10 protein-coding genes are annotated in these 15,722 nt (G+C 41.0%); 6 read left to right on the top strand and 4 right to left on the bottom strand.

All coding sequences use genetic code 11. The features are described from left to right. Positions 1–171 precede the first annotated feature (171 nt). Together Q0954_RS28540 and Q0954_RS28535 are read left to right on the top strand one after the other, a co-directional pair. Positions 172–813 (top strand): O-methyltransferase, encoded by a 642-nt coding sequence (locus Q0954_RS28540; RefSeq protein WP_299463464.1) that lies wholly within the window; start codon positions 172–174, stop codon positions 811–813. A 145-nt stretch (positions 814–958) separates the two neighbouring features. After that, positions 959–2,923 (top strand): LysM peptidoglycan-binding domain-containing protein, encoded by a 1,965-nt coding sequence (locus Q0954_RS28535; RefSeq protein WP_299463461.1) that lies wholly within the window; start codon positions 959–961, stop codon positions 2,921–2,923. Positions 2,924–3,004: 81 nt separating this feature from the next. Here the strand turns inward: Q0954_RS28535 and Q0954_RS28530 are convergent, their stop codons facing one another. Continuing rightward, on the bottom strand, positions 3,005–3,730 hold the full coding sequence (locus Q0954_RS28530; protein ID WP_299463458.1) for a methyltransferase: 726 nt from the start codon (positions 3,728–3,730) through the stop codon (positions 3,005–3,007). 59 nt (positions 3,731–3,789) lie between these two features. On the opposite strand from Q0954_RS28530, the gene Q0954_RS28525 reads away from it, so the two are divergent. Both Q0954_RS28525 and Q0954_RS28520 read left to right on the top strand, forming a co-directional pair. Continuing rightward, positions 3,790–4,122, top strand: coding sequence for an MGMT family protein (locus Q0954_RS28525; protein ID WP_299463455.1), 333 nt, complete (start codon positions 3,790–3,792; stop codon positions 4,120–4,122). Positions 4,123–4,249: 127 nt separating this feature from the next. Further along, the gene (locus Q0954_RS28520) at positions 4,250–4,669 is read left to right on the top strand and encodes a hypothetical protein (RefSeq protein WP_299463452.1); all 420 of its coding nucleotides are present in this window, start codon (positions 4,250–4,252) and stop codon (positions 4,667–4,669) included. Positions 4,670–5,220: 551 nt separating this feature from the next. Here the strand turns inward: Q0954_RS28520 and Q0954_RS28515 are convergent. Beyond that, positions 5,221–5,658, bottom strand: a complete 438-nt coding sequence (locus Q0954_RS28515; RefSeq protein WP_299463449.1) for a VOC family protein — start codon at positions 5,656–5,658, stop codon at positions 5,221–5,223. 603 nt (positions 5,659–6,261) lie between these two features. Here Q0954_RS28515 and Q0954_RS28510 point away from each other — a divergent pair. After that, positions 6,262–6,978, top strand: coding sequence for a PepSY-like domain-containing protein (locus Q0954_RS28510; protein ID WP_299463447.1), 717 nt, complete (start codon positions 6,262–6,264; stop codon positions 6,976–6,978). An 86-nt stretch (positions 6,979–7,064) separates the two neighbouring features. Here Q0954_RS28510 and Q0954_RS28505 read toward each other — a convergent pair whose 3' ends face one another. Then, positions 7,065–9,779, bottom strand: coding sequence for a T9SS type A sorting domain-containing protein (locus Q0954_RS28505; protein ID WP_299463444.1), 2,715 nt, complete (start codon positions 9,777–9,779; stop codon positions 7,065–7,067). Between the two features lie 481 nt (positions 9,780–10,260). On the opposite strand from Q0954_RS28505, the gene Q0954_RS28500 reads away from it, so the two are divergent. Further along, positions 10,261–11,787: a magnesium chelatase gene (locus tag Q0954_RS28500; protein WP_299463441.1), complete on the top strand. Its 1,527-nt coding sequence runs from the start codon at positions 10,261–10,263 to the stop codon at positions 11,785–11,787. A gap of 159 nt (positions 11,788–11,946) precedes the next feature. On the opposite strand, the gene Q0954_RS28495 is transcribed toward Q0954_RS28500, so the two are convergent. After that, a complete protein-coding gene (locus Q0954_RS28495) occupies positions 11,947–14,718 on the bottom strand; it encodes a cation-transporting P-type ATPase (RefSeq protein WP_299463439.1) in 2,772 nt (923 codons plus the stop codon). Positions 14,719–15,722: the final 1,004 nt, after the last annotated feature.

Here is a 15,722-nt window from a genome sequence, read left to right as displayed (position 1 = left end):
TAATGCAAATCAATTGAATTTGTTCAAAAGTGTCTAATTGTCAACCCAAGGTCAACCTATTTCAGGCATGGACAAGTTTTAAACAAGCCGCAAGTTCTTAGATACCGATACTACAAGTATATAAAAAAACAAAGAAGCACTCATTTATATTTAGAAAAAAAATAAACCTATATGGATTTTATAGACGAAAAAATTAATAGTTATGCCGAAGCCCACACTCAACCTGAAAGTGATTTGTTGGCGCGCCTCTCCCGCGAAACTTATACCAAAGTTTTGGCACCCCGTATGTTATCCGGACATTTACAAGGTAGAGTTTTATCCATATTTTCTAAAATGATTCGGCCAAAAAGCATATTAGAAATAGGTACTTACACGGGATACTCGGCAATATGCCTTGCTGAAGGCTTGGCTCCTGAAGGAAAATTGTACACAATTGATATTAATGAAGAGCTTGAGGACATGGCAAAACGTTATTTTGATGAAGCTGGAATCCTCTCACAGGTTGACTACAGAGTGGGAAACGCCCTGGACATTATTCCTACCATTGAAGCTACTTTTGATTTGGTTTTTATCGATGCCGACAAAATAAATTACCCTCAGTATTTTGATCAAATAATTGGCAAAGTAAGTGAAAATGGCTTGATCATCGCTGATAATGTGCTTTGGAGCGGTAAAGTGCTCAACGAAAGTAGCAATATTGATAAGGATACATTAGCAATTGTTGATTTTAATAAAAAAGTACATGAAGACGACCGCGTCGAAAACGTACTTTTTCCTTTGAGGGACGGTTTGATGGTTCTTAGAAAAAAATAGTATTGTAACTTTTTATTAATATTTACGTAGCCCCATTTGCTTATGTACACAATTTTTGACTTATTGATACTGACAAAAAACAAAAATGACTAAACACTTTATTCCAGCCAAATATTCTTCAGGTGTTTGTGAATATTAACGGTTTATGAAAAAAATATTATTACACCACAAAACTTACCTCTGTATTTTTATATGGGTGTTGCTTGCAATGCCCCAAACCTTTGGAGCATACAGAGTAGTAGAAGTACCCCAACAACTAAAGATAGGGAATCTTAAATTAATTATTACCAAAGGAGCACGCCGTCAGATTCAAACCAGGATTTATAAGTTGTTAAGGAGTTCACAAAATTTTAGTGAAAACCTTGCCCGTTTGAAGTCTTACGCACCCCTGATGGAAGACATTCTCAAAGAGGAAAACCTTCCGACTGATTTCAAATATTTGCCTTTGCTGAAAAGTAGCTTGATGGCTAATGCGCTTAACTCGCACGAAGGCGCTGGATTTTGGTTACTAAAAGAAGACCTGGCAAAAAAAGTAGGGCTTGAGGTCAACGATAAAGTAGACGAACGTTTGAATATCATCGCTTCTACTCGTGGAGCTGCCCGTTTTCTACGCAAAAATAACTTGTATTTCAAGAATTGGATTTATACTATTCTTACCCTTCACATGGGGCTTGATAATACTAAAGATTTTATCAAAGAAAACTACAATCAACGCGAAATAATAGGGGTACAAGAGCTTTATATAGAAGAGCGAACCCACTCTTTTATCAAAAAGTTTTTGGCTTATAAAATAGCATTTGAGGAAAAAATGTTCCTCGACACTAGTGTGCCGTTGCCGTTGATGCCTTACCAGGTTTCAGGCAAAACCCTTGCTCAGGTAGCACGCAAGTTTAAGGTATCTGTTGACTTGCTCAAAGAATACAACCTGTGGCTAAAGAAAAAACGCATTCCTAAAAACAAGGTATACGATGTGGTTATTCCACTGGATAAAAAGCCAAAGCCTGTCGCGACAAGTAAAATTGTGATCAATAGCATTGAACCACCCCCTGTAACCCCTCATACTCAAGAGCAGGAGTTGAAACAAGACAAGCGTCTGGAGCCGGAGTTTCATAACCGGGCTAAAAACAAGCCTATGGTAGTGACTCCGCCCTTGCCCCAGCCCAAAATTGTGATTCAAAGCATCAAAGATGACCGTAAAAGATACCCGAATATTGTAGATGTGGTAGAGAAAAAGCCGGAAAAAAATGAGTCTAATAACGAATCAACGATTATCAATAATATACAAGTAGTCAGTAATCGGGAAGATGAAAACCCTCTGCCCAAAATTAAGGTAAAACCATCTACCACCATTCAAATAACCGAAGTTCGTCCTCAGGCAGTAGAACGCCCCCAGTATACAAACAACACAAACAATACTACTGTAGAAAAAACTGTAGAAAGATACGACCCAGTACCTCCTCCGGTAAATAACAACGACTACAACAGCAGCACAGACAAGTTTTTTCCAGAGGGAATAAAGCCTCGTCGCAACGACCAGTTTATTAGTCCCAATACGCCCCAGTCGGGCATCCATGTAGTAGCACAAGGGCAAACTGTATTTGATGTAGCTCGCCGCTATGACATAAGCGTCAGCGATTTGCGAAAATGGAACTACATCAACAATGATGTATATGCTGGGCAAAAACTGGTAGTTTCACCACCAAAACCTACCAAAGCCACTGTAGAAAACAGTACAGCAGTCAACGAAAGAACGTTTACTCCTGTACAGCGCAACACACCTAAATTTAACCGGAGCAGATTTGTTACCACCAAAACCCGCACCTATGTACACGTAGTGATCAGAGGGCAGTCGCTAACAAGCATAGCCGAGGCATATGGTGTAAGCGTTGCTGACATCAAAGATTGGAACAAGCTGCATTCTAACGTGATTCATATGGGACAAAAAATTGTGATTTTCAAAGTCATTCGTTTATTGCAACATTCTTCTCCCATTACCAAAGGGCAATTTTTTCGTGAGCATAAACAAACTCCTTTGCGCGATCGGTTAATACACCAACAATCTAAAAATCTACGCAAGGTGATGGCTCAACCTTATAGTCCTGGCGAATAATTGTGTTGTGCCTAACATAAGCCTTTAAAACGTATCATGCGCTAAATCCCTGTTCATAACACCGAACAGGGATTTAGCTTTTTATAAATATAAATAATAGGCTTTTAGTAGCTGTACAAACTCAAAGGTGTATTCATTCTGTTCATTGCGAATAAATAATTCATTTTCAAATACTTGTTCATTCGGGAGCGCCTTTCGGTTAAAATAGCAAATCCTTCTGAAGTTACGCTTTTGAGGGTGATTGTGTATCTGCAATTGTTGAAACACCTGCAAGCCATAGTCTCCGGCCTTGGCAGTAAACACCTCCATTTGATACGTGGGCAGTAGTATCGCAAGTGTGCCATCAGGGGCAAGCAACTTGTCTATGGCTATCAGCAAATCATCAAAAGATAAAGCCTCGCTATGCAACGCCCTGTTTTGGCTTAAGTTTTGGGTTTTGAGGTGGTTTTCAAAAAACGGGGGGTTAGTCATGATGAGTCCATATTGAGCAGGATGTTTTTGGGCAAAGCGTTGAATAGCTTCATGGCATACTTCTATACGGGTAGCCCAGGGGCTGGCTTCAATATTTTCTTTGGCTTGCTTATAAGCTGCTTCGTCTATCTCTACCGCTGTAATGTCAAGGTTGTTGGTTCGTTGGGCAAGCATAAGGCTAAGCAGTCCAGTACCAGTACCTATGTCGAGCACTTGTTGTGTATGGGGGGCAGGTTGAACAGATGCCCCAAAAATACACGAGTCGGTACATACCTTCATGGCAGTATTGCCCTGTTCTATCTTAAATTGTTTAAATTGGAAGTAGTTGTTTGCCATTATACGCTACTTATGGTAAAAATAGTAAATTGCAATTTATAGCTAACCAACTGAATTTTATGGACAAGACCAATTTTTTTAAAGATGTATACGAGGTAGTGAAACTTATTCCCGAAGGCAGAGCCACCAGTTATGGAGCCATTGCCGAGTATTTGGGTACCAAAGGCAAAGCGCGCATGGTGGGTTGGGCAATGAACAATGCCCATGCTGAACCAGATGTACCAGCGCATAGAGTAGTAAACCGTGAAGGAATGCTTACGGGCAAACATCACTTTGGCGGCGATACAATGCAAACCCGCCTCGAAGCTGAAGGAGTTGTGGTAGAAAACGATAAAATCAAAGATTTTAAGACTAAGGTATTTTGGAACCCAATGACTGAATTGGAGCTTTAGGCAGGAGAAACACAGGTGATAAAAAAATATAGGGAATATCTGCCAAATATATTCTTACAAATGTAACTTTTACACTAATAAACTAGTAGAAGGATTAGTATATATCCATTATCCTATATAAACCACCATGAAGTCAAAATTCAGAATATTAGGCATAGCCAGTTTAATTGCATTGTTTTTCGTTCTAGGCATTATTTTTACTCCTTATCTATTGGCTATTCCTCCCACTCAACAAGGTCTGTATGTTTTCTTTTTTTTGTTAATTATCACCTACTTAGCATACAACCTCTTCAAAAACCTCAACAAAGTAGACATTAACAACGAAGTGATTTCGTTCAATAATATTTTTCTTAAAACCGAACAAGCGTACCACTTCAGCGAACTAGATGGCTTTATCACCCAAACAAAACTTACCAATGGCAATGTGTATGACGTGATTTATTTGATTAAACACGATCAGGAAGTGCAAAAAATCCCTTCTTTTTACTATGCCAATTACCAGGAAATTAAGCATTATCTCAAAGCCAGATTACAATATTTAGGTTAATCATTATGAGTAATACACTGGTGCCCTCAAAAGTAAAAGGGAGTTAAACAAAATATACCATTTGTGCGAAGTTCTTATTGAGCTTCGCACTTTTAACTTTAGTACCTTTTAGGCAATTCAAAACCGTACACTAATTTTTCACTACTAATGCTTGTGCAGAGTTTAATTTTATCAGTCTCAAAAGTGCTTGAAAAACAGCGTCTTTACTTTCCGCCTTAGTTTGTGGGCGTTAAGAAATTTGAGAAATGAAGCCGTAAAAACAGATCACTGTTTGAGCCGCAGGCGAGTTTGAGCTGTTTCGGCGTAATGAAACAAATTTTAGCCAGGCAAACTACAGCGGTGGCTTTTTTTGGTTCGTTTTTTTAGCTAAAGAAAATCCGTGATCCCGAACTTGCCTTCGGGGAAATGAACGGATGCCTGAGGAAAACGAAACCAGGTTTTATTCTATAACTCAGCAGATTAGCAGCTATTGTTATGCTGTAAAACTATCAAAAAAATCAAGACTTATCTGCTATAAAAAAGTGTACGGTTTCAAATTTAGGCAAAAGGGTTTATTTGGCAAAAAGCTGGGTCATATTTTTAAAAGCCTTAAACTCCAGGGCATTGCCTTCTACATCGAGAAAAAACATAGTGGCCTGCTCGCCTACTTTTCCTTGAAAGCGGATGTAAGGTTCTATGATAAACTCAATATTTTTTGTTTTCAAATCTTCAGCAAGTTTTTCCCAATCGTTCCAACTAAGCACCACCCCAAAGTGAGGGATGGGCACTGCGTGTCCATCTACAGGATTGGCTATGGGTTTGTGGCTGATCTCAGTTACTGTTTTTTGGTGAATGACCAGTTGGTGTCCAAAAAAGTTGAAATCAACCCAATGTTCATCGCTTCTACCTTCTTTGCAGCCCAACACTTCGGCATAAAACTGACGACTCTTTGCCAGGTCAGCTACTGGTATTGCCAAGTGAAAAGGGGGAATTTGAGGAGTGTTTGTCATAAAGTTATCAATTTTTGAGTAGGCACAAAGTTACCGTTTTTTTACCATTCTTCGGTGCACTTTTCGTTTTTGCTATGATGATCTTACTGGTAAAAGTATACAGTGTGATATTGTTGATTTTCAGGGTTTTAAAAACTAAGTTGACACTTATTTTATAAAAAATACTGCTTGCCTGGTAGTACAACTTGCCAACGAGGTGCTTTCTTAAAGTAAACCGCCACTTTAATCTTAGGAATGGTGAGAAATTAAATTACCATTCTTGAGGTAGAAGTTTTGTTTTGAGACGAGGCTATTTTTTGCGCCCATAGCAGCGCTACGGGCAATAAAAATAACGAAGTATCAAGGCGAAAGATCACCTCTCAGAGTATAAATTTATTTTTGAACAATTCCTTAGGAATGGTGTAAAAATAAATTTCTATGGTTTAATAAAATATTTTGTTGCTAGACGCGGTAAAAAATCGGCTAATAGCAGCGCTATTCGGCTATTTTTTAACAAAGTATAGCCTCAAAAGATGAGGTTAAGAATGTAAATTTATTTTGGTACCATTCCTTAGTATAAAACTGATAAAGTGGCACAGTGTATTTGAATAAAATTATCAAAGAATGAAAAAATTATTGACAGGAATTGTTTGTACAATGGCAATGTGTGTGTTTACTGCTTGCCAACAACAAGAAACCATAAACCCCGGCATTACTACTGGCTCAGTAGAAAGCATTGCAGCCACAGATTTACCAGTACTGGTACTCAATGCCGTTCACCAGGATTTTAGCGGGCAACGCATTACCGAAGCAATCAAAATGACTGGAACCGAAGGCAGTGTGGTGTATGGCGTAACCGTAGAAAGCCACGATTCTGGCAACTACAGCGAAGGTGGAGGAAAGTGTAATCGTATAGAACTAACTGCTTTACCCAAAACAATTAGTGATTATATCACCACCCATTATGCTGGAGCCAATGTGTTAAAGGCTGCTCAAATGACTGATTCTGAGGGTACCACAAAGATTATGGTGCGTTTGGACACGCGCAAAGCGCTGACTTTTGATGCGTCGGGTAATTTTTTAGAAGAAAAAGAAGCACGAAAAAAAGGCAAGAAAGGCAAAAAAGGATGCGAAATGAGCAAGGAAAGCATAGCAGCCACTGATTTGCCTCAACCGGCTCAGGATTACATAGCCGCCAACTATGCCGACCAGGTTACGGCTGAGGCATACAAACTTACCAAAAAAGAAGGAGCCTCTTTGTTTGCGGTAGCATTTACCCATCAATTAGAAGTAGTCTTTGCGGTAGATGGCACCTTTTTGAAAGAACGAACCTATGAATAATCAATATTTTTTATTGCTTAATTTTTAGTTGTTCAAAGCCTTCTGTATGAAGGCTTTTTTTTCAAATATGCAAATATAATAAGCACCTACTTCACCAAAAACATTCGTTTGGTACGCTTCTTACCATTGACCTTAAGCTCATAAAAATATACCCCATTTACTACTGGACGGTTTCTACCTGTTTCACCATTCCAAACTACTGTTTGGTTTCCTGCACTTTGTACTGCATCTACCAAAACATTGATCTTTTTGCCCTGTTGGTCAAACACAGTCAATGTTACTTTAGATTCATTGTCTAACCGATACCTAATAGTGGTAAGCGTTCGGAAAGGATTAGGGAAGTTTTGCTCCAGGGCAAAGCCATCGGCAGAAGCCACCCCATAAGGATTAGCATAACGGGTACTAAATATGCCCCTGCCGTGCGTAGCTACTACAGCCAGGCCATCTTGTAACCTTACCTGTATCATATTTACCACGGCATTGCCGATAGTAGTTTTACCTTGTTGTTCCCAAGTAGTAGCAGCTCCGTTGATATTGTCAGTAGCAAATAGTCCCACACTTGTGCCTGCCAGGTATTGGGTAATATTGTTAGCCAACGGTAAAATACTGACCCACCTTACCGAAGGACCATTCCCTGTACCATCTGTATTTTGTTCCAGGTTGCCACCAATAGCCACCCAACTGGTGCCACCGTCAATACTGCGATACAGACTTTGAATATTATAGTTAGAAAACACCACCACCAATTCATCAGCATCTAAAGGGTTGGTGGCTATGCAATTAATGTAACCCAGAGGGAAGTTGCTACCTGTAAGCTCGGTACGTTGCCGTTGGTTGTTGCTGGCGTTGGTCATTTTGTATAACTTTCCGGTGGCAGTCCCATAATAAAGGGTGTTTTTATTAACCTCTGACAAGCTCAAAGCAGTGATGTAATCATCTGGGTTGGGCAAACGGTCTATGTTTTGCCAATTGGTAGAAGGTGGGTCGTTGCTGCCTAGTGTGATCTCGGCAGTATTGCCATTGTACCATAGCGTATCAGCTGCTGGCAAATACATTTCAAACTGGTTGTTGGGACTTATAATGAAAGGGTTGATAAAAGCGTAGCCCCTCCCAGCCGAAGGGTCTATTCGGGCAAAACCCTGGTACTCTCCCTGATTGTTGTAAGCCAAACGATAGATTTGACCGTTTTGTGCCGACACATACACCGATTGAGCCCCTACTGCACAATAAGAGCCATCGCCCCCCAACAATGCTGTCCAGGGAGTAGTTACATTTGTTGTATTGGTAGTATAGCTGCCATTGTCTTGCATGCCACCCACAATGAACTCTGCCTGAGGGTCTATGGCTACTGAATAAAACTGAGTAGTAAAATACCCTTGGTTAAAACTAATCCATGCTACTTCATTTGCTGTGTTATTGTTGGTAAGATAAACGCCCCCATCGGTAGCCGATAGCATTTTGTTAGGGTTAGACGGGTAAAATACCACCTTATGTATGTCGGGGTGGTGTCCAGGGTAAAAAGCAAACCCTCCATTTGGGTCATAGCCACCTATCCAGCTGGCAGCGGGCGTAGTAAATCCGTTTGTTGAACGATAAAGATTGGTACCACCAATAAACATTATATTGGGGTTGTCTGGCTTAATGTCAATGAGCATATTAAACGATTCTTGTGAGTCGTAATCGCCCTGACCACCCCCTAGTCGGGGTACATTGCCCGAAAGGTTCGTCCATTGCCCACCCAGCCCTGAGCCATCGCCTGCCAGGTAAGTATACTTCCATAAGTTGTAAGGGAAACCTTGAGTAGGAGTATTACTTAAAAAATAAACGGTATTTTCGTCAGTAGGCGAAATAGCCATCACGGTGCGGTCATGTATAGTTGGAAAACCCACTGGGGTAATATTGACCCAGTTGGTGCCATCTATCGAGCGATAAAAACCACTGACATTGCCTGCCGGACTTCCCAAAGAGGTATTGCTTAAGGCCGCAAATACGACCCCTTTAGGCGATACTGCCACATCGGTATACCTTGCCACAAAGTTGGTGTCATACCCCAGTGTTTTGGTCCAACTATTGCCTCCATCGGTAGATTTGGCAATGGTACCAAAAACCGCTGCGTATATTTCATCTTGAGTAGCATTAGAGGTGTCTATGCCCAGGTTCCATACATATTCAAAGGCATTGTCGTATACTTGTGGCGTAAGGTTGGTAGTAGCGGCGAGTAGGTTCCAGCTATTGCCCCCGTCGGTAGACTTAAAAATACCATTGCCTCTGTACAAGGCGCCCCCACCTCCGGCAGCTGTATTGCCCCTAAGTTCGCCCGTACCATAATACCAGGTATTGGTTTTGCCAGCACGGGTATCTTGTACTATCGCAGTTACGCTTTGTACCTCTGTTTCGCCATTGGTTTTGCGCCAACTGGTTCCACCATTTTCACTGCGCCACATTCCCCCTGATGTTCCTCCAGCAATAATTACGTTTTCGTTGTTCATATCTATTGCCAGGGCACGGGTGCGCCCTCCTATGTTAAAAGGCCCTCGTTGTACCCATTGTTGTTCGGTGGTGCGTTGCTTGCCTGTACTTTGTGGTATGCTTTGAGCAAACCTGAGTTCCTTATGTCTTATATTGGCAGGCACTTGTTGGGTGCGTGGGTCAGCCAGGCGAGCAAGTTCATACTCATAGCGCCCTTTCAGGTTTTCCTTGATATCATTAACCGTCCCTATTGCAGGCAGGTCAAGTCTGGAAGGTGTTTTTTTTGTAATAATTTTTGGCGAATCTTTTTTAAAAATAAAATCTCTTAACAAAAAAATAGTCGAACAGGTTATAATAGTCCAAACAAGCCAAAGTTTTAAGTTTTGTGTCATAGTGAATAAACCTTTTAGGAATGGTGTAAAAATAAAGTTCTATAGTTTAACAAAGTATTTGCTGGATAGGCAAGGCAAAAAAAGGCGGCGTAGCCATAGCTACGGCAAGTTTTTTTAACAAAGCATGTACAGCAAAGATGTCGTTAAAAATGTAAATTTATTTTGGTACCATTCCTTAGAAAAAAAAGTATAAACAAACAGCAAATGAAAGATGATTAATTTCAAGCAAATATTCAAAGCTAATTATCATGCTGTAACTACAGCCCTTGTAAAAAGCTTTTAATTTATAATTTAATTTAATTAAATTACAACTATGTAGCAGTTGAAAAACAAGTTACACATACAAAATGTACATTTACTAAATCAAACCACTGTTTTTGTCTATTACAACAGAATCAATTCCCTTAAAAAAACAATCTGAATGAGCCGTAAAAAATTTACCCAAAAAGATACAACTTCTATCCTGACACTGGGCGAGCTAAAAAAAGCTGGCTATGAACCTATATCTATCAAAGAGGAACTTCGCTACAATCTTGTGCAAAAACTTCAGCAAAAAGAGCCTGTATTCAATGGAATTTGGGGGTATGAAGAAACTGTGATACCTGATATGGAGCGTGCCATTCTTTCCCGACACCACATCAACCTGTTAGGGTTGCGTGGGCAAGCCAAAACCCGCCTGGCACGTATGATGGTAAACCTGTTGGACGAGTTTGTTCCGGTGGTGGCAGGGTCTGAGCTAAACGATGACCCAATGCAACCATTGTCAAAAAACGCCCGTGACCTGATTGCTGAGCACGGCGATGGTACCCCTGTGTCGTGGTTACACCGTGGCCAACGTTATACTGAAAAACTAGCTACTCCTGATGTGTCGGTAGCCGACCTTATTGGTGATGTCGACCCTATCAAAGCAGCCAGCCTTAAACTACCTTATTCCGACGAGCGCGTGATTCATTATGGTTTGATACCCCGCTCGCATCGTTGCATTTTTGTGATCAACGAACTACCCGATCTTCAGGCACGTATTCAGGTAGCACTTTTTAATATATTGCAGGAAGGCGATATTCAGATCAGAGGTTTTAATGTGCGTTTGCCGCTTGACATTCAGTTTATTTTTACCGCAAACCCTGAAGATTACACCAATCGGGGCAGTATTGTTACTCCGCTCAAAGACCGAATCGATAGCCAAATTATTACACACTACCCCAACTCTATAGACATAGGGCGTAAAATCACCCAACAAGAAGCAAAGCTTGCCCCAGCTCAGCAAGAAATGGTAGAAGTAAATGATGTGCTCCAGAACATGATAGAGCAATTGGCCATAGAAGCGCGTCAAAACGAGTATGTAGATATTAAAAGTGGAGTGTCGGCTCGTTTGACTATCTCGGCTTACGAAAACCTGGTAAGCGCAGCAGAATTACGGGCACTTACCAATGGCGAAACGCATACTCAGGCACGCCTGAGCGATTTATGGGGCGTGATTCCGGCAATTACCGGTAAGGTAGAGCTCGTATATGAAGGAGAGCAGGAGGGACCTTTGATTGTGGCGCAAAACCTGATTGGTAAAACGGTAAGAGCCATGTTTTTGACGTTTTTTCCTGATCCGGAAAAGATGAAAAAACAAAAAGAGAAAAACCCTTACAAACCAGTGACCGATTGGTTTGGCAACGGCAATACTATAGATTTGTTGAACGACATGAGCCATGCTGATTATAAAGATACTTTGCTAAAGGTAGCTGGGCTAGAAGATTTGGTAGAAGAGTACCACGCCCGCGAGACTTACGAACTTAAATTGTTTTTGATGGAGTTTGCCCTGCACGGGTTGGCAGAGTATTCTATGCTTAGTAAAAATACCCTGAGCCGTGGCTTGCAGTTCAAAGATTTGCTCAGTAGCATGTTTAATCCTTCTAGTTTTTCTTTTGACGATGAGGACGAAGAAGAAGACTATTAATCTTTGTTGATTTTTGGTGAATTATAGAATGTATAAAGCCCATTCGCAAGGCAGGGTATAATAACTGCCTACCTTGCGAATGGGCTATTTTGTTAGGGTTTGTTTAAAAATTAGCCGAAAAGGTAGAGGGATAAACTACTCAATGTTTGTTGAAGCGGTTCATTGCTTTGACTTGCGAAGCAAGTGCACATTAGAAGTAAAACTACCGTATTTCTTCCACCTTTTGATTGTTTTTTCAACTTCTACCAAGCCATACAACAACGAGCTGATTGCTAAAATTACTACCCAGGATTTTGGGCTTATAGGAGCGGTATTAAATACCTTGTTCATAAAAGGCGAGTATACCAGCAAAAGCTGCAAACTAGTCATGATAAGTACACCCAATACAAGCCAGAGGTTAGAGAAAAAGCCTATTTTGAACTGAGAGAATTCAAGGGAGCGAGTATTGAATAAATAAAACAGTTCGCCAAAAACAATGATGTTGACACAAATGGTTTGTGCCTCTTGCACAGGTGCACCAGCTTTGATGGCATGGTGATAGACTGCATATACTCCTGCTACCAACAAACCACTTACCCAACAAATTCTCCAAATAAGAGGTGGTGTAATCAAAGGGGTTTTGGGGTTGCGGGGAGGCCTTTGCATCACGTCGGGTTCCAAGGGTTCAAAAGCCAGCATAGAGCCTAAAAAAATCGCCGTTGTCATATTGATCCACAAAATTTGTAAAGGAGTAATGGGCAAAGCCAATCCCAGCAGAGACGCAATCAAAATAACGACTCCTTCAGTAATATTGGTAGGCAAAGTCCAGATAATAAACTTTACTAAATTATCCAATACTCTTCTTCCTTCTTCTACAGCAGCCTTGATGCTTGAAAAGTTATCATCTGTCAATATAATGTCAGCAGTTTCTTTGACTACTTCGGTGCCTGTAATGCCCATAGCCACCCCAATATCGGCTTGCCTTAAGGCAGGAGCATCGTTTACCCCATCTCCGGTCATGGCCACTATGTGCCCTTCTTGCTGCAGTGCCTTTACCAAGGCAAGTTTTTGAGCGGGGCTTACCCTCGCAAATACTGACTTTTCTTTGGCTGCCTGAATAAATTCTTCTTCGTTCAATTCATTCATGGCTGCCCCTGTAATCTCCCGGTTGGCCGCTTGATCGTCGTGTAAGCCTAATTTTTTGGCTATAGCTGCCGCAGTAACTACATGGTCTCCTGTAATCATTTTTACCTCGATGCCTGCTGACTTACAGGCAGCTACTGCATCGATGGCGTTGGGGCGGGGAGGATCAGCCATTGCTTGCAAACCCAAAAAAGTGAGCCCTTCTTGTACATCGCCGTGTTTTATATCGCTGGTAGACTTAGGAAACTCTTTGCGGGCAAATGCCAATATTCTCATTCCTTTTTCACCAAACTCCTGCACTTTATGTTGGATTTCCTGATGGTCGATTGGGTGAATTTCGTGATTCCAGTCCAAGGCATTGCTACAGGCAGCCAGTACTTTTTCGATAGACCCTTTTACGTACATTACATGTACATCATCTTTTTGGTGCAAAGTAGCCATGTATTGGTATTCCGATTCAAAAGGAATGACATCTACACGAGGGGTCAGTTTGTTTTGTTTTTCTGTATCAAAGCCTGCTTTGAGAGCAGAAGTAAGCAAAGCGCCTTCGGTAGGGTCTCCTTCAATTTTCCACAATTCATCTTGTTGCAACAACCGTGAATCGTTGCAAAGCAGTCCCGCTTTAAGGAGTTCGTTCAATGCAAAAGAAGCGTCTTGTTCAAGTGGCTTGGAGGTTGATGACTGCTTATTTTCCAAGGGGTGCGGTTCTTCTAAGGTAAACTCACCCAAAGGACGGTACCCCTCTCCGCTTACCCCAAAAGTTTTGCCACCTGCCAACACCCGCTGTACTGTCATTTCGTTTTGAGTAAGTGTGCCGGTTTTGTCAGAACAGATCACTGTAGTGCTGCCAAGGGTTTCTACCGCAGGTAGTTTTCTAATAATTACTTTTCTTTTTGACATGCGCGATACACCAATGGCGAGGGTAATGGTAACTACCGCAGGCAAGCCCTCTGGAATAGCACCTACAGCCAACGCTACCCCTTCCAGCAATACATCACTCAAGTTGTTGCCTCTTAAAATACCAGCAGTGATGGTGAGCCCGGCTAAAATTAAAATGATAGAAAGTACAAAACGACTAAATCCGGCGATTTTTTGAGTAAGGGGAGTGGCCAATATATCGGCTGAGGCAATCATTTGATTAATCTTCCCAATTTCGGTCTGGTCGCTGGTATTCACCACTACGCCAGTAGCTACTCCATGCGTTACCAGCGTAGATGCATACGCCATGTTGGTACGGTCGGCCAACACCACGTTTTTTTCTAATGAATTGACTTGTTTATCTGAAGGGATAGATTCCCCCGTGAGCGCAGACTCATCTATTTGCAAGTCTTTGGTCAGAATAAGACGCAAGTCGGCAGGAACCCGGTCACCAGATTGTAGGGTTACGATATCTCCTGGTACCAAATCTGTTACCGAAACCATCTTCTTTTCTTGGTTTCTAATGACCGTATTTTCAGCGTTGAGCTCTTTTGACAAAGATTGAATTGCCCTGAGTGCTTTTACCTCTTCGACAAAGCCTATGACTGAATTGATGATGACCACCAGAAAAATCACGATCATCTCTACCCACTCTTGCAAAATTCCTACACTGATGCCTGCAATGATCAGGATATACACCAATGGCTGATGAAATTCTTTGAGAAAAATCTTTAATAAACTTTCGCCTTTTTTTTGGGTAAGCACATTGGGTCCGTGGCTTTGTAGCCTTTTATCTGCTTCTTGCTGGGTAAGGCCGATTTTGCTGTTGGTTTTCAGCATTTTAACCGCTTCTGTGGCGGTCATTATATGCCAATCGGTTCTTTTTTTCATTTTAATTGTTCAGTTTAGGTAAAGCCCTGAGTTGTTTTGGGTAACTGGCTTTCTTGAAAGGATGGTGTTTTACAGATAGTTTGTGAGTAGGGCAGTGTTTACCTACCTTAGGTTTCTTTTCTATCTATAAAACACGCAAATATTGTTGGATTTACTCACAATTTACAAACGGGAATGGGCAATGCAAATCCTACAAAAAAAATGTGCTTGTATGTTTTTAAAGTCATAAAACTCCCTCGATTTTTAATATCTGACCAAGAATATTTGAGGGTTTTTTTAACAAAAAACAACGTACAGACCCCAGTCAATGGATGTAGCCCTGAACCTAAAAATGCTGGTTGGCAGGGTAGCCTTGGGGCAATGAATAGAGCTTATCGTGGTTGCTTTTGGTACTTAGTCAAGTATTGGGTTGGAGATAAGGTGAAGTAATGCCCGTAAAATAGGAATCATTTTTTTTTAAATAACTGACAATGTTCTACAAGAAATACAAGCAAAAAAAATAAAACGTTTGCTTACAAGTGATGATAAATCTGACCACCGAAAGGCATTTGAATTGATTAAAGATAATCAATTAGAACTGTACGAAGTTTTAAAAATCCTTGATATACAGGGATTTATATTTAAATTAAGGTGCTAAATGTAGGGGCAAGGATTGCCCCTACAAAAGGCATTTGAATGGGTTTTGATGCTGCTGTTTTAAGCAACGGCTGGCGTACGCGTCCCGCGTGTGTTCCTAACACGTCAAGATTAAGTTATGCCGTTGCTTGTGTCTTCACAAGCAACCAAATAACATCAGGACGCTATTGGTGGCAGTTGGTTTGAAGCTATAATGGCTACCAACTCCCAACTATCAACTCCCGACTAAATCTTCACAAGCAACCAAATAACATCAGGACGCTATTGGTGGCAGTTGGTTTGAAGCTATAATGGCTACCAACTCCCAACTATCAACTCCCGACTAAAAAATAGGGTTTACAGAAAACCGTCTCCTAAATTAACCCACA

Source organism: uncultured Microscilla sp., from assembly GCF_947493425.1.
In the GTDB taxonomy this organism is placed as follows: Bacteria; Bacteroidota; Bacteroidia; order Cytophagales; family Microscillaceae; genus Microscilla.
The sequence above is the reverse complement of the archived record's forward strand: the minus strand, read 5'-3'. Positions and strand labels throughout refer to the sequence as shown.